Below are 18,645 nucleotides of genomic sequence, written 5' to 3'. Positions count from 1 at the left end.
TGTCGCTGTATGACCTTAATATAAAAGTAATCCAATAACGTGAATAGTGTCTATTATCCGCATCTGATGTAAGCCAAAACGTACAACACCTAAATTATCATTCTGTCCGTCGCGTCAATGTATTGCACAGCATTAAGGCTATCGACCTATAGAACTATTGACCCAAATCGATCTAAACCTGTTTTAAAACAGCGGGAAGCTGGTTTTGATGAGATTAAAATCTTCATCAGCGGTGTTACATATTTTTGCGATTAATTGGTTGAATGGTGAATTAATTTATCAGACATTAAAAATTCATAATGAAAAATATACAGGGAATAAGATCGATGCTAAGAACACTTACACAACAACGGACGACATTAAAACTTCAGCTCGCATTAGGCTGCGTCATTGCGCTTAGTGCTTCAGCAAGTTGGGCAGCATCTCCACAAGAGATTATGCAAGTTGCGGAAAGTCAAAAGCAAAGTTATTTAGAGACCTTGAAAACCTTGGTCAATATTGAATCCGGCAGTAAGGATCTTGAAGGCCTGAATCAAATGGCCAAAGTGGTGGCAGATCAGTTGAAGAATGTTGGTGCTGAAGTGAGTGTGATCGAAAGTACAGATATTTATCGCATGGACGATACACCTGAGAAAATGGGACCAATAGTTAAAGGGGTATTGAAAGGTCAAGGTAAAAGTAAAATCATGATGATCGCGCATATGGATACGGTTTATGAACGGGGAATGCTTAAAAACCAACCGTTTAAAATTGACGGTAATCAGGTCTATGGCTTAGGTATCATTGATGATAAACAAGGGGTAGCTGCAATTTTGCATGTTTTGAATACCCTTAAAAAATTGAATTATAAAGACTATGGCACGATCACTGTTTTGATGAATTCAGATGAGGAAATCAGCTCACCTGCCTCACGTAAGTTGATTACAGAAACAGCACAAGATCAGGATGTGGTGTTGTCTTTTGAAGGGGGCGGTAAAGATGGTAACTTACGTCTGGCAACCAGTGGCATTGGCGCAGCCTATTTAGAAATTAAAGGAAAATCTTCACATGCCGGTGTGAAACCTGAGGCAGGGGTGAATGCACTCACTGAGCTCTCTCACCAAATCGCACAAATGCAAAATCTATCTGATCCTAACACTGGGTTAAAGCTGAATTGGACTGTGGCGGAAGCGGGTAAAACACGCAATGTCATTCCAGAACATGCTGCTGCACAGGCGGATGTCAGAGCACTACGTGTCCAAGACTTTGAGGCCGTGGAAAAAACGTTAAATGAGAAAATCAAAAATAAAAAGTTATCAGATAGCCAAGTCAGTGTGAAATTTGAAGTCCGCCGTCCACCGTTGGCTGTAAATGATGCCTCTAAAAAGTTGGCTGAAAAAGCGCAAGATATCTATAAAAATGAGTTAAACATTCCATTGACTGTTTCTTTGACTCCAACAGGAGGCGGTACTGATGCTGCTTTTGCTGGAGTAAAGTCGAAAGCTGCTGTAATTGAGGGAATGGGATTATCAGGAGATGGGGCTCACTCAAGCAATGCAGAATATATTTTAAAAGACAGTATTATTCCGCGTTTGTATTTTGCAACACGATTAATTGTGGATGTGTCGAAAGCAAGATAATATTCTATATCGCAATGATTAGAAGGAGCCTACCTAGGTGGGCTTCATTATGATTAAGCATACAGAACGAAATGAAAAAGCCCCAACGTCCTGTTGGGGCTTTTTCGTATATTGCTAAGATTCAACTCCTGTCAAATCAATCGCTTCCTGCATGTTCCATTCTTTTTATTCTAGAAACTTCCTGTCTCTGTATGGTTTAACTTTATCGTGGATGATGCATGGCGTATAGCTGCCATCTGCTGAAAATAATCTAAGCCTGAACCTACAAAAGGCGGCATCTATCACGCGAACGGCAAGAATTAAGTACTCACATATTGCAGTAATTTTTTGAAAATCGCTTTAACTGCTTTGTTGTCAAAATCATTCGGTTCGAATTTATCTGTTTGATTGCGCGTGAAAATATCACGAATTTCGACCACAGCATTACTGTCAATTAAGCCCAATTGGGTTGCCACTTGGCGAATTTGATCAATCGAACGTGAACCATTGGTGCCACCATAGCTAACGTATGCCGCAGGTTTTCCGGCCCATTCTTTACCGAGGTAATCCAATGCATTTTTGAGCGCAGGGCTGTAGCCGTGGTTGTATTCAGGGCTAATGAAAATAAATGCGTCACCTTGTGCGATTTTATCTGCCCATGCTTGTTGTTTGGGTTGGTCATAAATCCCAGTTAATGGCGGATGTGCGCCTGCAAAAATTGGCAGATCCCATTCTTTTAAATCGACAATTTCAGTTTCTACGGTACTGTAGTCATAGCTTTCGATTTCTGAAAGTAGCCAGTTGGCAATTTTAATTGCCGTACGGCCTTCGCGGACACTGCCGACAATAATATGAAGTTTCATCGTATTTCCCGTCTTGTTTTAAAGTCTTGCATTAAATTAATATGAATTTGGTCCGTTGCATATACAGAAAATGTATCGAGTCGACTGATAGTTATAAAAATAGTGATAAAAAAAGCTCCCGAAGGAGCTTTTTATTTGCTGAAACTTAGATCAGTTTTACGCCTTGTTGACCGGCAGGGGTCACTTTGAAAATTTCAACTTCAAAGGTGATATTTTTACCAGCTAGAGGATGGTTGAAATCCACTTCGGTAATGTCTTCACCGACGGTTTTGATCACCCCATACAGACTTTGTTTGGCTTTATCTTCAAACTCAATCATATGGCCTTCGACAGGACGTTGCTCAAATTTGACGGTATCGAATTTTTGTACGTTTTCAGGGTTCCATGGACCAAATGCATCTTCTGGAGGAAGGCTCACGGTACGACGGTCACCTGCACGTAAACCGAATAAAGCTTTCTCAAAACCCGGTAATAAGCTGCCATCACCCATGACAAGGCTGACAGGTTCAGCACGGCTACGGGTATTGTCAATTTCTACGCCATTTTCAATAGCAACAGAAAAGTGAAGGTCTACTTTAGAGCCTTCTTCAATACGAGTTTCCTCGTTAGGATTGATAAAATCAGTCATTTTGCGCTTCCGCACGTTGAATTCGGTGTTTTTCTAAGAAAAACGTATCGATAAGAAGCAGAATCGTGCCTAAAGTAATGGCACTGTCTGCAATATTAAATGCAGGAAAGTGGCTGTTGTTGTAATACACGTGAATGAAATCCACCACATAGCCTAAAGATACACGGTCAATTAAGTTGCCGATTGCGCCGCCTAAAATCAGGGCAATGGCAATCGGAAGGACTTTCACGTTTTTTGGCATACGCATGAGCCAAAATACAAAAATGACAGACACAAGTCCTGCGAGTGAAGTAAAGAAATAACGTTGCCATCCACCGGCATCGGACAAGAAACTAAAGGCAGCGCCATAGTTATGTAGTAATGTCCAATTTAAAAAGGGCATGACAGGTACAGGATCTGCGTAGTTCAGATGTGTACTTGCAATCCATTTGGTCCATTGATCCAAAATAATGGCAACAATGGATAAGCCCACCCACACTAAATTGTGTGGGTAGAATTGAAAGAAGCCCTTTTTTTCTTGTGGATTAGGCATATTTTCTCTCTTCGCCTTGACCTGTAGGAAGGTTAATAATACAACGAGAACAAAGACCTGGATGTTCGTGATGTGTATTCACATCGGGTAGTACATGCCAGCAGCGTGCACATTTTTCACCGTCAGCAGCAGAGACTTTGACATTTAAACCGTCAAGGTCAGAGGCTTCACCTTGCGCTGCATCAAACTCATTGACAATCACTTGAGAAGTGATGAGGACAAAACGCAGTTCTTCACCGAATTTGTCTAAAACAGCTTTCAGCTCAGCATTGGCCCAAAGTTCAACTTTTGCAGATAAGTTTGAACCCACAGTTTTTGCAGTACGTGCAGCTTCAATAAACTTGTTCACCGCAGATTTAACGGTGATCAAGGTTTGCCATTCAGCTTCAGTCACTAAATTTGCTGTAGAGGCTACAGGAATGTCATACCACTCCGCAGTAAATACATATTTCTCAGATTGCTCTGGAATCAGTGGCCAAGCTTCTTGTGCGGTGAAACTCAAGATTGGAGACATCCAACGAACAAATGCTTGAACCAAGTGATACAACGCAGTTTGCGCAGAATGACGCGCAGCTGAGTCTGCCTTAGTGGTGTACTGACGGTCTTTGATGATGTCGAGGTAGAAACCACCCAAGTCATTAATACAGAAGTTGGTCAATGCGCTGGTCACGATATGGAAGTTCATATCTTCATAGGCTTGCTGAATGGTTTTCTGTACTTCCGCAGCACGTTGCAAGATGTATTGATCAAGCGCGATCAATTGATTAACAGGCAACGCATCCGTCGATGGTTTGAAGCCATTTAAGTTGGCCAACAAGAAACGCAACGTGTTACGGATACGGCGGTAACCATCTGATGCACGGCTAAAGATTTCTTTACCCGCAGTCATTTCATAACGGTAGTCTGCAGAGGCGATCCAGAAACGTAGACCATCTGCACCCATGTCTTTGATGATGTCTTGTGGAGTGATCACGTTACCGATCGACTTCGACATTTTGCGGCCTTTTTCGTCCACAACGAAGCCGTGAGTCAATAAGCCTTTGTACGGTGCGCGGTTATTAATCGCCATAGACGTCAACAATGAAGATTGGAACCAGCCGCGATGTTGGTCAGAACCTTCAAGGTACAAGTCAGCAGGGTCTTGCAATTCTTCACGTTCACTGAGTACTGCAAAGTGTGTTGTTCCAGAGTCAAACCAAACGTCTAGCGTATCGCGAACAGCGTTATATTGTTCTGCATCTGCACCGATAAACTCAGACGCATCACGGTTATACCAGCCGTCAATACCTTCTTGTTCAATCAGCTTCGCCACTTCTTCGATCAGCTCAGGCGTACGCGGGTGAAGTTCGTTGGTGTCTTTATGCACGAAGAATGGAATTGGCACGCCCCATGTACGTTGACGTGAGATACACCAGTCTGGACGACCTTCAATCATCGATTGGATACGGTTTTTACCCCAATCTGGTACGAAGCTGATGTCATTTTCAATCGCGTTCAATGCACCTTGGCGTAAACCTTTTGCATCCATGCTGATGAACCATTGCGGTGTTGCACGGAAGATAATCGGTGTTTTATGGCGCCAGCAATGTGGATAGCTATGTTTGATCACCACATGTGCCCAAAGTTTGCCTGCTTCGGTTAAGGCGGCAATGATTTTTGGATTGGCTTTGTAGATGTGTTCGCCTGCAAAAATTGGTGCAGTCGGTAAATATACACCGTTGCCGCCGACAGGATTGTCAACTTTCAGGTTGTACTGTAAGCCAACTTTATAGTCGTCCACACCATGGCCTGGCGCGGTATGTACAGCACCTGTACCACTGCCGTCTGTGACATGCTCACCTAAGATTACTGGTACTTGGCGTTCAGCAATTAACGGATGTTGTAGTACTAGGTTTTCAAGTTTTGCACCAGCAAACTCAGCAATCACTTCAACTGCGTTAAAGCCATAACGCTGCGTTGCAGATTCAACCAATGATTTTGCAAGGATGAAGTTTTGCGCTGCTTTGTCTTCGCCAGTTGCTTTCACCAATTGGTATTCAAGCTCAGCATGTAGAGCAACCGCTTGGTTGGCAGGCATAGTCCAAGGCGTGGTTGTCCAGATTACGATATCTGTAGAATCGCTAACTGTAACACCTAGGCGTGCAGATAAATCAGCCAAATCAACAACGCTAAAACCAACGTCAATCGCATCTGATTTTTTGTCTTCGTATTCCACTTCAGCTTCAGCTAAGGCAGAACCACAGTCCAAACACCAGTTGACTGGTTTAAGACCTGGCTCAATATGGCCTGCTTTGGCAATTTCACCGAGCGAACGAACGATGTCGGCTTCTTGTTTGAAGTTCATGGTGAGGTAAGGGTTGTCCCAATCACCAAATACGCCCATACGCACGAAGTCTTTTTTCTGTAATTCGACTTGGGTGTAAGCATATTCACGGCAGGCTTTACGGAAAGTGGAGGCATCTACTTTCACGCCGACTTTACCGACTTTTTCTTCAACTTTCAGTTCGATTGGAAGACCGTGACAGTCCCAGCCCGGTACATACGGTGCGTCAAAACCGTCCATTACACGGCTTTTGATGATGATGTCTTTTAAAACTTTGTTTACCGCATGGCCTAAGTGAATTTGGCCATTTGCGTATGGAGGGCCGTCATGAAGCACATATTTTTTCTTGCCAATACGCGATGCACGAATCTGCTGATAAATGTTGTCGGCATACCACTCTTCTAACCATTTTGCTTCACGTACTGCGAGATTTGCTTTCATCGCAAATTCAGTACCTGGGAGGTTTAGCGTGGCTTTATAATCCACTGCATTTTCAGGAGTTTGCTTATCGCTCATGCAAGTTGTCTTCCAAATTTATCAGCCCGTTGACTGACGCGTTTTACAATAAATAATCGGGGTTTAAAAGGGGAAATGAGGGTGCTGACCTCGAAACTCAAGGAGCTTTTCGACGTCGTCATCAATTCCTGCTTTCAATGCTTCAAGCGAAGGGTAGTCCTTTTCGCCATGTAAAAAGTTCAAGAACGTCACCCGCATTAACAGGCCATACAGATTAGCAGAAACATCAGGAAAATGTACTTCTAATCGCCATTCAGGATGTTCCTGTTTAATCGCGGGACGCGTACCAACATGCCCTGCACCAAACAGGGCAGAGGGTGCATAACCTGCAACCCCTAATTTGTCAGCATTTTCGCTTTTTACTTTATCTGTTAAAGATTCGGTTTCACAAATGACATCGACTGCATAAATACCATTTAAACAAGGTTTATGACGGTTTAAACGCACATTAATGGTAGGAAAATTAATCGTGCGACCGATTTGATCGCCATACTGTACACGACCTGTGATGCTATAAGGACGACCTAAAAGCTTTGCGGCATGGGCAAGGTCGCCTGCTTGTAAAGTCTGACGAACCAGTGTCGAACTGACACGTTCGCCATCGACTTCGACATTCTGCAAGGCTGTGACTTGGAAGCCGTATTGGCGTAAAAATTCGCTATTGCCTTGACGGTTTTTGCCAAAGTGATGATCTTCGCCCAAAACTAAACTTTGTGTATTGAGTTTATTTTTTAAAATATCGGCAAATTCTTCAGCGCTGAGATTACGAAAGGCATTGTCAAATTTTGCCACCACAATATAGTCGACGCCCAGTTCAGTTAAATATTCGACTTTTTCACGTAGTGAACTGATTCGAGGTGGAGCGTCATAAGCTTTAAAGAATTCAAGTGGTTGTGGCTCAAAAATCATCACAGCTGTTTTTAAGTTTTGTTGCTGTGCTATGTCTTTGAGCTGGCTGACCATCGCTTGATGACCCAAATGTACGCCATCAAAATTGCCAATGGTCACGGCAGTTTTGGGGAGTTCTAAGTGGGGCGCTAAAGCATTCAGACGGAGCAGCTTCATGGGCGAATCAATTGTTGAAAATGTTTGAGGGCTATATATTGCCATAATCTTCTGCGTTCGTCTTGTTGTTGTGTTTTTACTCAAGTTTTTTTATGCAGAGATGAATTTAATATCAGTAAAATAAATTATAAAAATAAATATTAATCAATTTTTCTTATTTAATGGTGTGCTTAAACTATAGACATTCCATTTTGATGAGCATCATGCGATGAAAATGCCATTTTATCAACTCCAGCATAAACAAGACTTGATTCGTCATTTCACCCCAAACTGGTTTACGGTGGTGATGGGCACAGGTGTGGTGGCCCTCATTTTACCTTCTATAGCGTTGGCGCCGCAGTGGATGTGGTCCTTTGGAGCAGCGCTGTGGCAGATCAGTATCGTGTTGTTCATATTGTTTAGTGGCATGTATCTCAGCCGATGGATCTTATACCCACAAGAAGCCAAGCAGATTTTCCAACATCCGGTGATGAGTTTATTTCTTGGGGCAATCCCCATGGCACTGGCAACCCTGATTAATGGCGCATTGAAATTTGGCACCACGCTGTACACTGAATTTTTGGGCGTGAGCATCATCACTTGGGCTGAATATTTATGGTATGTCGATGTGTTGATGGCAATTGCGATTGCATGGTGTGTCCCATTTCTGATGTTTAGTCGTCAGCAACATGCGCTGCAAGGCATGACCGCAGTATGGTTATTGCCGATAGTGGCTTGCGAGGTGGCTGCCAGTTCAGGCGGTTTATTGTTGGCGCATTTACCTGCACAGGCCCATGCTGTCCATATTTTGCTGGGGAGTTATCTGCTTTGGGGGATCTCAGTATTTCCAGCATTTGCCATCTTAAGCATTTTGTTGCTGCGTCTGGCTTTACATCAATTGCCAAGCAAGGATATGGCGATCAGCAGTTGGTTGGCCTTAGGACCGATTGGGACAGGGGCTTTAGCGCTGTTAGTTTTGGGCGAGCAAGCCCCACGTATTTTGACAGCAGTAGACTTGGCAGATTTAGGACAGGTGTTGCTTCAAGGCGGCGTGTTCGCAGCCCTTGTTCTACTTGGATTTGGTGTATGGTGGTTCGGAATCGCCATACTCATCACGCTAAAACATTTGCGAGATTTACCCTTTAATCTCGGGTGGTGGGCGATGACGTTTCCATTCGGCGTTTTTAATTTGGCGGTCATCCATTTGGCGGAACAAACGCAGTTACACGCTATTGAACAGTTCAGTACTTTTTTTGCAGTATTGCTCTTTACGCTTTGGATATTGGTAATGCTGAAAACCATACAAGGGTTTTATCGTGGCAGCTTATTTTTTTCTCCGTGTTTAAAAGCGTATTGTGATGCTCAGCGCGCATCTTAAATGATGTCCGGTGAATGTAAATCCGTTGAAGAAAACTATTGCGCGTTGGCTTTGACGGATTTCAGCAAACAAATATAGAGCTTGTGCAAGCGTGTGATGCAGTTACGTTATTTTGCTATCCAAGCAAAACATTCATGTATAAAATTTGCGCGTATTTTCGAGAGATCAATTGGCTTCGAGATATAAACTTGCTTGAAGTATAGGAACTAGAGCAAGGCATATGGATTAAAACAAAAAAGATAAAAATAAGGATTGAATTATGTGTAATCAAACCAGTTTTTGGGATGATGCCAAAGGATTATTAGAAGAGTGGTACGTCGCTTGTACCTCTAAAGAACTCAAAAAAGATCAACCTTTTTCAGCCACCCTGTATGGTAAAAAAATTGTTCTGTTCCGACAAAAAGATGGAACAGCCGCTGCATTGCTCGATCAATGTGTGCATCGTGGAGTGCCTTTGTCTCAGGGTAAAATGACTGATGGCTGCGTGACATGTCCATATCATGGTTGGTCGTATCAGGGTGATGGCCATGTGGCGCATATTCCCAGTGTCAATGGGCAGTTTTTTCCAGAAAAACCGCATCCCTTTAAACAGCGTAGTTTTGATGTGTGTGAGCAAGATGGGATGGTATGGATTTATCTCGGTGAAAAGCCCAAACAGGAACGCCCAGAAATATTTAAATTACCGTTTTATGATCAAGCCGGCTGGGTCAGCTATTACATGGTCGGCAGTTATGATGGTGAGATGGGCGCTGTTGCACAAAATATTATGGATGTGACCCATACCATATTTGTGCATGAAGGCTGGTTTCGTTCAGAGTCGGGAAAAGCCGTGGATGCCACCATAGATGTGGGGCCGCGCAAAGTAGTCGTTGACTATCATGACCATGATGCAGATGTTGGCATGATGCCATGGCTGACCAATCCGCATGGTGCTGAACAAGTCCACCGCGACAGTTTTATCGCGCCGAATATTACCTTGGTGGAATACCATTGGGAGAGCCGTCGGGCATGGTGTTTAATAGTCTGATTAGCCCTGTGGGACCGTATGAGTCAAGGGTTTATACCTGTGTTAGTTATAAATTTCCGATTCCAAAATTGTTGTCTAAGGCATTGATGCCGGCTGTGAATGCCTATACTTGGGTGGTCAACAAACAAGACATTAAAATTTTGTCAGCGCGAAGAGCTGGCATCGAGCATATGCCGATGACCCATTCGCATAGTGTACGAGGGGATATGGCACATATTGCCTTAGAGAAGATTTTAGATGCCTTACGTCATGACCAACAATTGGCACCATCTTTTATTGGCAAACGTCCGATGCAATTTCAAATTTGATAACAGTTGAATCTGTTTGAGGAATTTATTTTTCTGAGCAATGTGATTTTTGAAGATGATTTTTCTGCGCACGTGCAAATGTATGCTATATGAAGGCATCAATTTGAGGAGACCGCTATGCGTCAGCAAATCGCTTTAATTATGGCACTGCCGAGTGAATCTAAAGGCTTATTTGAAGCTGCAGGCATTGAAGTGCATTACAGTGGTATTGGTAAAGTCAATGCCGCATTTAAAGCCTTTGATGTGATTCAAAAAACCGGATGTCATACTTTGCTGAATTTGGGCACTGCGGGAAGTTCACATTTTGATGCACATGCGTTGGTTGAAGTGGCTCAATTTGTACAACGGGATATGGACGTATCGCCTTTGGGTTTTGATGTCGGGGTGACCCCGATGGATACCGATCATCCTGCTGAAATTCAGCCAGAGAGCATGTTTAGCCATTTGCCTAAAGGAATTTGTGGTACAGGCGACAGCTTTGAAACTGGGCTGCCGAAAGTACCGTGTAATCTTGTCGATATGGAAGGCTACGCAATCGCTAAAGTATGTAAAAAACTGGGTGTTCGCTTTGTGTCGGTAAAATATATTACCGATGGTGCGAATGACACAGCACATTTGGATTGGGAAGAAAATTTATTATTCGGCGCAAAGAAATTATTGGAATTATATCAAACAGTAAAATAAGGCATTTAGCTAATTTCGGTCGGCGACCATAGAATGCTATGGTCGTATGCCAATTCGACCCAATTCAATTTACTTTTCTGGGCGTGGAATTACACCGTAAAGCATCATATGAACGGTATGTTGAATAATCCGTTGTTGCATACTGCGATTACGTAAGGTTTTTCCAGTGACCATTTCCATTTGGGTTGCAAAGTCAGCATAGTTTTGCGTAATTGCCCAAATGTTCAGAATTAAAAGTTCTGGATCAATATCTTTTGAAATTTTGCCTTGTTCTTGCCAGTTGCTAATGACTTTGGCTTTGCGTTTCACTAATTTTTTTAGTGGACCTTTTAAAATTTCAAGAATGTGTGGTGCGCCCTGAATGACTTCAAGTGCGAACAAACGTGAGGCTTTCGGTTGGGTACGAGATACTTCAATTTTCTGCAATAGATAATTGGTGATCGCTTCTTCGGGCTCAAGGTCTGCTTCCAACATTTGTAGCGGAGCAAGCCACTTTTGTAGAACCGTAGTCAGAACTTCAACATAAAGCGCTTCTTTATTTTCATAGTAATAGAAAATATTCGATTTATGCATTTCTGCAATCTGTGCGATCTCATCCAAGCTGGCGCCATTGAAGCCATACAGGGAAAAGACATCCAGTGCTGCATTAAGCAACTGGTGGCGTTTCTGGGTACTCTTTTTTTGTTCCATTAGCTCTTTTAAGAAAATGAAAAGGGAATATTGAATTGTACGGCAAATCAACAGATTTGTGCACAATCATCGTTTTTAATTTTATGAATTTTGGCAGTTTATTCTGTTCAACGGTCAAATAAATACGACGAATGCCATAATATTTCAAATAATCATTTTAGGGTGAAATTTAAATAAATCATTATTTTTAGTCATGGATTTATATGATTTGTCGTAATTTTTGTGATGTATTTGTCAACAGGCGATAAATCTACCCTCAATGCTAAATATGGTTTTGTTGCGATATTGTTCTTGAATAGTACAGGAAGTCACACGGTTTAAGTGATGATTTCCTGCACAAGTACAGCTTAAGTGGCCAAGACCGCTTGTAAGACTTGTTGTTCAAGTTCAGTAAATTCAATGCCTTTTTTTCGTGGGCGGGGCAAATCGACACTAAATTCTTTGGCAATATGGCCTTTATCGAGCAAGATTATACGGTCTGCCAACTGCACGGCTTCACTTACATCATGCGTGACCAAAATCGCGGTAAACCCTTGTTCAGTCCAGAGTTTTTCAATCAAATTCTGCATATCTAAACGTGTTAAGGCATCGAGCGCACCCAGTGGTTCATCTAGCAGCAAAATGCGTGGTTTATGTGACAAAGCACGTGCCAGTGCAGTACGTTGACGTTGCCCCCCTGATAGCTGTGTTGGCCAAAGCCCCGCTTTGTCTTTTAAACCAACTTTCTCGAGGAGTGCTGTGGCATTGGCATGTTGGTCTTTGCTTAAACCGAGTTGCACATTTTTCTCAATGCTACGCCAAGGCAGGAGGCGAGGGTCTTGGAACATCACACGAATATCATCGCTGGTGATACCTTCACGAATATGACGTGCAGACTTAAATTTAATTTCGCCATAACTCGGTTTTTCTAAGTCGGCGATGAGGCGAAGCAGGGTACTTTTACCACAGCCACTACGACCGACAATCGCCAAGAATTCACCGGGTTGAATATGCAGGTCAAGGTCTTCAAGGACTTTAACATCGCCATAAAATTTGTGTAGTTGTTCAATCAGGATCTCTGCGCCCAACACTGCATGGGGGTTGATATCCTCGACAGAAGAACGCTGAGGTTGGGTTGAGTCGTCTGCATGACGGCTTATGCTTAAATCGGTCATCACATGCTCCTTATTTTTGGTAACCCGAGTGCCAACGGAGTAAATATTTTTCTAATGCAACAGCCAGTACATCGGCCAATTTACCGAGTAGGGCATACAATAAAATCCCGACCAAGACGATGTCGGTTTGCAGGAATTCGCGTGCGTTCATGGTCATATAACCGATGCCGGCTTGTGCAGAAATGGTTTCTGCCACAATCAACAAAACCCAAACGAGCCCGAGTGAAAAACGCAGACCAACTAAAATAGACGGCATCGCCCCCGGTAGAATGATTTCTTTATACAGTTGCCAGCCACTCAAACCGTAGCTTTTGCCCATTTCAATCAGTTGAGGGTCTACAGAACGAATACCATGATAGGTATTGATATAAATGGGAAAGAATACGCCAATAGCGACTAAAAACAGCTTGGCCGATTCATCGATCCCAAACCATAAAATCACCAATGGAATCAGGGCAAGAGCAGGAATGTTACGAATCATTTGCAGCGTGGTATCGAGTAGCGTCGATGCTGTTTTGGATGAACCATTCAGCAGCCCTAAAAAAAGACCTAATCCACCCCCAACTAAAAGCCCAACCAAAGCACGACCCGCACTGATTTGGACATGCTTCCACAGTTCACCACTGATCAGTAAGTTCCAAAAGGCCACCACCACCGCACTTGGCGCAGGCAAAATACGACTTTCTAACAGCCCTGTAACAGAGGCAATTTGCCATACAATAATTAATGCAATAGGAAACAACCAAGGCAGCAAACGCTGCCCGAGTTGTGTTCCACGTGAAACCTTCGGTGCTTTGAAGGTTTCAACAGAAACAGTTTTGGACATTAGGCCGGCTCCTGAATCTTTCCAGCTTTTTTATTTTCATCTGGGGTGTAGTTGTTCGCGACGATCTCACCAAACGGGCCTGTTAAGTTAGGTTGAACCAATTTCTGACGCGTTTCCAATGGCAGTAGTGGGAACACCAATTCTGCGAAACGGATCGACTCTTCAAGGTGTGGGTAACCAGAGAAAATAAAGGTATTAATCCCGAGATCGGCATATTCTTGGATACGTGCGGCGACAGTTTCAGGATCACCAACGAGTGCCGTACCTGCACCACCACGAACCAATCCAACACCTGCCCATAAGTTTGGAGATACTTCTAATTTGCTACGGTCGCCATTGTGCAGTTCAGCCATACGGCGTTGCCCTACAGAGTCCATGGTTTTGAACTTGGCTTGCGCGGCTGCAATGGTGGCATCGTCGACATATTGGATCAGCTCTTCAGCTGCTTTCCATGCTTCTTCATTGGTTTCGCGCACAATGACATGTAAACGAATGCCATAATTCAGTTCACGTCCTTTGGCTTTGGCTTTTTCACGCACCACTGCAATTTTTTCTTTTACCGCAGCAGGTGGCTCACCCCAAGTTAAATAGGTGTCAACTTGATCCGTTGCCAGTTCAACAGCTGCCTCTGAAGAACCGCCAAACCATAGTGGTGGATACGGTTTTTGTACCGGTGGATAAAGTAATTTTGCGTCGTCCACACTCAGGCGTTCGCCATGGAAGGTATAGCTTTCACCAGTATGTGAACGGGTTAAAATTTCACGCCAAATCGTGGTGTATTCTGCGGCAGTTTGGTAACGCGTCGCATGATCTTCATAGACACCATCACCCCTGAGTTCTTGCTCATCACCGCCTGTGACTAAGTTTAGTAAGATACGACCGCCAGATAAACGGTCAAAAGTTGCAGCCATACGTGCAGTCAGTGCAGGCGTTGTCACCCCCGGACGTAGAGCGACTAGAAATTTTAGATTTTTAGTGGCATCAATCAAGCTTGCAGCTGTAAGCCATGGATCTTCACATGAACGACCTGTCGGAATCAGAACGCCTTCATAGCCAAGATTATCCACCGCTACTGCAATTTGCTTCATGTAGGCATGATCGACTTGGCGTGCACCTTTACTTGTTCCTAAGTAGCGACTGTCACCGTGGGTAGGGATAAACCAGAAAATTTTCATGTTCAGTTCCTTGTATTTTTGATGGCTCGGGTATCAATGTGATGAAGGTGTCCAAACTTGCTTTTGGACTTGAATGTTGTTTGGAATCAGTTGGACTTGTTTAAATAAGTCCGCAATATTTTGCTGTGCTTGTATAACCTCGGGTGTCAGCGAGCGCACAGGAGATGGTTTAGATCGGCGTGAAAAGGCTTGCGCAGCAATATTCTTTTGCAACCCTGTGCTGTTTTGATAAATCTCTAAAGCCACATTTTGGTTCTTCACAATCCACTGATCGGAAGCGTCTAGGGCCTTTAAAAATTTAGCTGGGACATCAGGGTGCGCCTGAACGACTTTTGGATTTGCCACATAAAATGAATAGGTCTTTGGAAAATCACCAGATTGAATCAGCACTTTAGCTTGAGCATCCAACTCCGCTGCAGATAAAAACGGGTCCCAAATGGCCCATGCATCAATTGATTTTTTATCAAATGCGGCACGTGCATCTGCTGGTGGAATCCAAATCGGTTGAATGTCATTCCAAGTCAAACCGGCTTTTTCTAAAGTTTTGGCTAATAACTCATGCGCACTCGAGCCTTTTTGTACAGCAACGCGTTTGCCACGTAATTCTTGAATGGTTTTGATTGAGCTATCCGCTGGAATCACGACAGCAAGCGACTGTTCAGGCACCACTTCATAGCCAATATAATTCAGGTCTTTATTGGCAGCTTGGGAAAAAATAGGCGGGGTGTTGCCGACATAGCCATAATCCACCGCACCAACCGCAAGAGCTTCTAACATTTGTGGGCCAGCAGGGAATTCCTTCCACTCAATGTGAGCGCCGGGAAATTGTTGTTCAAAGAGCTTTTGTTCACGGGCAACTAGCAAATTTAAGGCTGATTTTTGGAAACCGATAACCAAGGTTTTTACGGCTGTTTCAGCTGGTTTTTCACCATACTGCTGTGCTGTTTCTTGTTTTTGGCAGGCACTGAGTCCAAGGCCAAAAGTGGTTAAAGTCAGTATGGAAAATGTTCTTAGAATACGCATGGCATCGCCCTTATGCTGTGGTCGCCTTATTTGATAATGGCCGACTCAATATTTAATTTATTGGGAATTAATTTTTCGTTATAAAACGCATCAGCGACTTGCTGCTGCTCCTGCGCCACTTGTGCAGTAATTGGCGTCACTTGATTGCCTAAGCGTGAAATAGATGTTTTAAGCACATCCAGACCTAAGCCTGTTTTGCCTTCGAGTAATTTGGCCGCTTCATCTTGATTTTTTGAGACCCATTGCGTGGTCAAATTCAACTCATTCACCACAGCTTGCAGGACTTTTGGATTTTCCTGAGCAAATTTGCGATCGGCCAAATAGAACTGGTAGTTCTTCACCAAGTTTTCGCCATTGGCAATGGTGCGAGCATTAAGTTGATGCTCAGCGGCGGAAAGGAACGGGTCCCAAATTACCCATGCATCGACTGCACCTTTTTCAAAGGCAGCTCGTGCATCGGCAGGCGGTAAATACACGACATTGATGTCGCTAAATTTAAGCTGATTGGCTTCCAACAACTTGAGCAACAGGTAATGCACGTTTGAGCCTTTGTTTAAGGCCACACGTTTACCTTTTAAATCCTGAATACTGTGAATAGCCGAATCTTTTTGCACAATTAACGCTTCAGCTTTTGGAACAGCAGGTTGGTTGGCAATGTAAACCAAATCGGTTTGAGCGGCTTGAGCAAAGATAGGTGGTGCTTCACCGACTTCACCAAATGAAACACTGCCCACATTGAGGCCTTCAAGCAGCTGTGGACCCGCAGGAAATTCCACCCATTTGATATTTACACCTTGGCTTTTTAAGGCTGTTTCTAAGGTTCCGCGTTCTTTTAAAATTGGCAATAAGCCATATTTTTGGAAACCAATATTTAAGGTGACATTTTCTTCAGCCTCTTTTTTGCCACAGCCCGACATCATCATGGCACCCACAACCGCTGTAGACAGTACAAGTGTTTTTGTCCAGAGTTTTGCTTTGTGAGTACGCATGTGTTGCTCCTATAAAGGTCTAAATGTGCAGAACTGTTGATTTATGAACACATAAGCTAAAGATTTTTCTTTTTCGAAAAAAATAAGAAAACTTAAATTTAAAATCAGGAAAAAAGATAAATAAAAATCAGCAAAACTTATGAGAAATTATGATTTTAGAAAAACATATAATGTGTCGAAGTATTATTTTAAGTTATTGAAATTATTTTATTTATTTGGGTTATTTAAATGGTAGATATGGTTATTCTATGGCTTGCAAAGTGATTTGAGGGGATAGCCAAGGGATTCGGCATAACCTTATGCAAAATAATGCTATTCAGCGCATAAAAAAAGCCACTTTAAAGTGACTTTTTACAAACCAATGAGTTTCTTTGGTAGTTATATAAGGCCTGACGGGCATTCGGTAAGTCATCGACACTGACTTGTTCAAAACCTTGTTCAAGGAACCAATGCGCTGTTCGTGTGGTCAAAATAAACAATTGTTCAATACCTAAATCTCGCGCTTTTTCTTCTAAATAATGCAAAATTTGGCTACCGCGATTCGATTTTCGATAACCCGGATGCACAGCCACACATGCGATTTCAGCAGAGCGTTTTTCATCCCCTGTGGTAGGAATCGGGTACAACGCAGCGCAGGCCAAAATCGTACCGTCACGTTCAATCACTGCAAATTGTCCAATTTCATTTTCCAGACGTTCGCGTGAGCGATAAACCAAGATGCCTTCTTGTTCGAGAGGGCGTAAGAGATTGATTAAGCCACCAACATCTTGAATATCGGCAGTACGCACTTCTTCATAATGCGCATCCGTGATCATGGTGCCAGAACCGTCACGTGTGAACAATTCTTCGATCAATGCGCCATCATAGGCATATGAAATAAGATGAACACGGTGTACGCCTTGTAACGAGGCATCTTTAGCAACGCTTAAATGCAGGGCAATATCGGGATTAGAATCTTGATATTGCAAAATATGCTGATCAAGTTGATGAGGTGTAATTTCGCGTTGTAGCTGCCCATGTTCATTGTGCAAACCGTGTTGTTTGCCCAAGAAAATTAACTTATCCGCTTTTAAACTGATCGCAGTTTTGGTCGCAACTTCTTCAGCCAATAAATTAAACACTTCACCTGTAGTGGAATAACCTGTCGGCCCAAGCACCACAATGTTTTGGCTCTCTAAATGACGTTGAATCGCATCAATATCGACGGAACGAACTTCACCAGACAGTTGAAAATCGATACCGTCACGAATGCCATACGGTTTTGCCGTGACCAAATTACCTGAGACCACATCAATACGCGCGCCGTACATCGGTGAGTTGGCTAAACCCATAGATAGGAGGGCTTCAATTTGCAGACGAATGGAGCCAACAGCATTCATCACTGCAGGTAAGGATTCGCGAGTGGTAATGCGACGATGATGATGAAATGGTGTCTGGATGCCGCTGCTTTGTAAATTATGATTGATTTGCGGACGGGCACCATGCACCAAAATTAGACGAATACCAAGCGAGTGTAATAAGGCAATATCGTGAATAATGTGTTGAAAATTTTCATGTTGCAGCGCTTCACCATCAAACATGATGACAAAGGTTTTGTTGCGATGCGCATTAATATAGGGTGCAGAATGACGGAACCAATGCACATACTGTAAGGTTGTGCTGGAAGATGGTTCAGTGATATTCGTTTGCATGCCTATGCCTGTTTATTCGCTTTGGTATGGATGATTCTAAACAAAAACATATGACAGCGGAAAGCAAATTTGACATCCTCACCCCCTTAAAAGAGGGTGATTCCTACAGCTAGACGCTTATGCCCAAGCGCAAGAATGTTTAGAGCTGAGTTTATATCTCGATCATGAGCTGTACCACAGCTCATGCACTCCCATT

The 18,645-nt window shown here is 43.2% G+C and carries 18 protein-coding genes; 5 read left to right on the top strand and 13 right to left on the bottom strand.

Annotated elements, in window-relative coordinates; genetic code table 11:
* Nucleotides 1–326: 326 nt before the first annotated feature.
* Nucleotides 327–1,619: a glutamate carboxypeptidase gene (locus FTU34_RS15300; protein ID WP_180036121.1), complete on the top strand. Its 1,293-nt coding sequence runs from the start codon at nt 327–329 to the stop codon at nt 1,617–1,619.
* Nucleotides 1,620–1,918: 299 nt separating this feature from the next.
* Here FTU34_RS15300 and FTU34_RS15295 read toward each other — a convergent pair whose 3' ends face one another.
* The 5 genes from FTU34_RS15295 to ribF all read right to left on the bottom strand — a co-directional run bounded on the left by FTU34_RS15295 (nt 1,919) and on the right by ribF (nt 7,525).
* Nucleotides 1,919–2,461 carry an NADPH-dependent FMN reductase gene (locus FTU34_RS15295; RefSeq protein ID WP_180036120.1) on the bottom strand — a complete coding sequence of 181 codons (543 nt, stop codon included), beginning with the start codon at nt 2,459–2,461 and terminating at the stop codon, nt 1,919–1,921.
* Nucleotides 2,462–2,606: 145 nt separating this feature from the next.
* Complete coding sequence (locus FTU34_RS15290) at nt 2,607–3,089, bottom strand: peptidylprolyl isomerase (RefSeq protein ID WP_078190656.1); 483 nt, start codon at nt 3,087–3,089, stop codon at nt 2,607–2,609.
* Entirely contained in the window at nt 3,082–3,621 is a 540-nt protein-coding gene (gene lspA, locus FTU34_RS15285) for a signal peptidase II (RefSeq protein ID WP_078190655.1), read from the bottom strand. The genes FTU34_RS15290 and lspA overlap by 8 nt, the downstream gene beginning before the upstream one ends.
* The gene (gene ileS / locus FTU34_RS15280; protein WP_180036119.1) at nt 3,614–6,460 is read right to left on the bottom strand and encodes an isoleucine--tRNA ligase; all 2,847 of its coding nucleotides are present in this window, start codon (nt 6,458–6,460) and stop codon (nt 3,614–3,616) included. The genes lspA and ileS overlap by 8 nt, the downstream gene beginning before the upstream one ends.
* Nucleotides 6,461–6,523: 63 nt before the next feature.
* Nucleotides 6,524–7,525, bottom strand: coding sequence for a riboflavin biosynthesis protein RibF (gene ribF / locus FTU34_RS15275; RefSeq protein ID WP_111886018.1), 1,002 nt, complete (start codon nt 7,523–7,525; stop codon nt 6,524–6,526).
* A gap of 208 nt (nt 7,526–7,733) precedes the next feature.
* Between ribF and FTU34_RS15270 the strand changes: the two genes are divergently transcribed.
* The 4 genes from FTU34_RS15270 (at nt 7,734) to FTU34_RS15255 (ending at nt 10,901) form a co-directional block, all read left to right on the top strand.
* Nucleotides 7,734–8,882, top strand: coding sequence for a TDT family transporter (locus FTU34_RS15270; protein ID WP_180036118.1), 1,149 nt, complete (start codon nt 7,734–7,736; stop codon nt 8,880–8,882).
* Nucleotides 8,883–9,141: 259 nt separating this feature from the next.
* The gene (locus FTU34_RS15265; RefSeq protein ID WP_180036117.1) at nt 9,142–9,909 is read left to right on the top strand and encodes a Rieske 2Fe-2S domain-containing protein; all 768 of its coding nucleotides are present in this window, start codon (nt 9,142–9,144) and stop codon (nt 9,907–9,909) included.
* Nucleotides 9,891–10,217 (top strand): hypothetical protein, encoded by a 327-nt coding sequence (locus tag FTU34_RS15260; protein ID WP_180036116.1) that lies wholly within the window; start codon nt 9,891–9,893, stop codon nt 10,215–10,217. The genes FTU34_RS15265 and FTU34_RS15260 overlap by 19 nt, the downstream gene beginning before the upstream one ends.
* Before the next feature lie 117 nt (nt 10,218–10,334).
* Nucleotides 10,335–10,901 (top strand): 5'-nucleosidase, encoded by a 567-nt coding sequence (locus tag FTU34_RS15255; protein ID WP_078190650.1) that lies wholly within the window; start codon nt 10,335–10,337, stop codon nt 10,899–10,901.
* Nucleotides 10,902–10,970: 69 nt separating this feature from the next.
* Here FTU34_RS15255 and FTU34_RS15250 read toward each other — a convergent pair whose 3' ends face one another.
* The 8 genes from FTU34_RS15250 to FTU34_RS15215 all read right to left on the bottom strand — a co-directional run.
* Complete coding sequence (locus FTU34_RS15250) at nt 10,971–11,591, bottom strand: TetR/AcrR family transcriptional regulator (protein WP_078190649.1); 621 nt, start codon at nt 11,589–11,591, stop codon at nt 10,971–10,973.
* A 347-nt stretch (nt 11,592–11,938) separates the two neighbouring features.
* Nucleotides 11,939–12,745 carry an ABC transporter ATP-binding protein gene (locus FTU34_RS15245; protein ID WP_180036115.1) on the bottom strand — a complete coding sequence of 269 codons (807 nt, stop codon included), beginning with the start codon at nt 12,743–12,745 and terminating at the stop codon, nt 11,939–11,941.
* 10 nt (nt 12,746–12,755) lie between these two features.
* Nucleotides 12,756–13,571: an aliphatic sulfonate ABC transporter permease SsuC gene (ssuC, locus tag FTU34_RS15240; protein ID WP_078190647.1), complete on the bottom strand. Its 816-nt coding sequence runs from the start codon at nt 13,569–13,571 to the stop codon at nt 12,756–12,758.
* Nucleotides 13,571–14,746: an FMNH2-dependent alkanesulfonate monooxygenase gene (ssuD, locus tag FTU34_RS15235; protein WP_180036114.1), complete on the bottom strand. Its 1,176-nt coding sequence runs from the start codon at nt 14,744–14,746 to the stop codon at nt 13,571–13,573. The genes ssuC and ssuD overlap by 1 nt, the downstream gene beginning before the upstream one ends.
* Nucleotides 14,747–14,779: 33 nt before the next feature.
* Nucleotides 14,780–15,769 carry an aliphatic sulfonate ABC transporter substrate-binding protein gene (locus FTU34_RS15230; protein ID WP_180036113.1) on the bottom strand — a complete coding sequence of 330 codons (990 nt, stop codon included), beginning with the start codon at nt 15,767–15,769 and terminating at the stop codon, nt 14,780–14,782.
* A 26-nt stretch (nt 15,770–15,795) separates the two neighbouring features.
* On the bottom strand, nt 15,796–16,758 hold the full coding sequence (locus tag FTU34_RS15225; RefSeq protein WP_180024668.1) for a sulfonate ABC transporter substrate-binding protein: 963 nt from the start codon (nt 16,756–16,758) through the stop codon (nt 15,796–15,798).
* A 338-nt stretch (nt 16,759–17,096) separates the two neighbouring features.
* Complete coding sequence (argA, locus tag FTU34_RS15220) at nt 17,097–18,449, bottom strand: amino-acid N-acetyltransferase (RefSeq protein ID WP_180036112.1); 1,353 nt, start codon at nt 18,447–18,449, stop codon at nt 17,097–17,099.
* An 86-nt stretch (nt 18,450–18,535) separates the two neighbouring features.
* On the bottom strand, nt 18,536–18,645 hold a 110-nt coding region (locus tag FTU34_RS15215), incomplete at its 5' end, for a zinc ribbon domain-containing protein (protein ID WP_179994364.1).

The sequence above is a fragment of the Acinetobacter sp. YH12094 genome (assembly GCF_013419295.1).
GTDB lineage: Bacteria > Pseudomonadota > Gammaproteobacteria > Pseudomonadales > Moraxellaceae > Acinetobacter > Acinetobacter amyesii.
Note: the sequence above shows the minus strand (reverse complement) of the source record. Positions and strands in the feature narration are given on the sequence as shown.

Coding starts and splice junctions, on each gene's coding strand:
- FTU34_RS15300 (WP_180036121.1), top strand. CDS start 327: ATGCTAAGAACACTTACACAACAACGGACGACATTAAAACTTCAGCTC.
- FTU34_RS15295 (WP_180036120.1), bottom strand. CDS start 2,461: ATGAAACTTCATATTATTGTCGGCAGTGTCCGCGAAGGCCGTACGGCA.
- FTU34_RS15290 (WP_078190656.1), bottom strand. CDS start 3,089: ATGACTGATTTTATCAATCCTAACGAGGAAACTCGTATTGAAGAAGGC.
- lspA (WP_078190655.1), bottom strand. CDS start 3,621: ATGCCTAATCCACAAGAAAAAAAGGGCTTCTTTCAATTCTACCCACAC.
- ileS (WP_180036119.1), bottom strand. CDS start 6,460: ATGAGCGATAAGCAAACTCCTGAAAATGCAGTGGATTATAAAGCCACG.
- ribF (WP_111886018.1), bottom strand. CDS start 7,525: ATGAAGCTGCTCCGTCTGAATGCTTTAGCGCCCCACTTAGAACTCCCC.
- FTU34_RS15270 (WP_180036118.1), top strand. CDS start 7,734: ATGAAAATGCCATTTTATCAACTCCAGCATAAACAAGACTTGATTCGT.
- FTU34_RS15265 (WP_180036117.1), top strand. CDS start 9,142: ATGTGTAATCAAACCAGTTTTTGGGATGATGCCAAAGGATTATTAGAA.
- FTU34_RS15260 (WP_180036116.1), top strand. CDS start 9,891: ATGGTGTTTAATAGTCTGATTAGCCCTGTGGGACCGTATGAGTCAAGG.
- FTU34_RS15255 (WP_078190650.1), top strand. CDS start 10,335: ATGCGTCAGCAAATCGCTTTAATTATGGCACTGCCGAGTGAATCTAAA.
- FTU34_RS15250 (WP_078190649.1), bottom strand. CDS start 11,591: ATGGAACAAAAAAAGAGTACCCAGAAACGCCACCAGTTGCTTAATGCA.
- FTU34_RS15245 (WP_180036115.1), bottom strand. CDS start 12,745: ATGACCGATTTAAGCATAAGCCGTCATGCAGACGACTCAACCCAACCT.
- ssuC (WP_078190647.1), bottom strand. CDS start 13,571: ATGTCCAAAACTGTTTCTGTTGAAACCTTCAAAGCACCGAAGGTTTCA.
- ssuD (WP_180036114.1), bottom strand. CDS start 14,746: ATGAAAATTTTCTGGTTTATCCCTACCCACGGTGACAGTCGCTACTTA.
- FTU34_RS15230 (WP_180036113.1), bottom strand. CDS start 15,769: ATGCGTATTCTAAGAACATTTTCCATACTGACTTTAACCACTTTTGGC.
- FTU34_RS15225 (WP_180024668.1), bottom strand. CDS start 16,758: ATGCGTACTCACAAAGCAAAACTCTGGACAAAAACACTTGTACTGTCT.
- argA (WP_180036112.1), bottom strand. CDS start 18,449: ATGCAAACGAATATCACTGAACCATCTTCCAGCACAACCTTACAGTAT.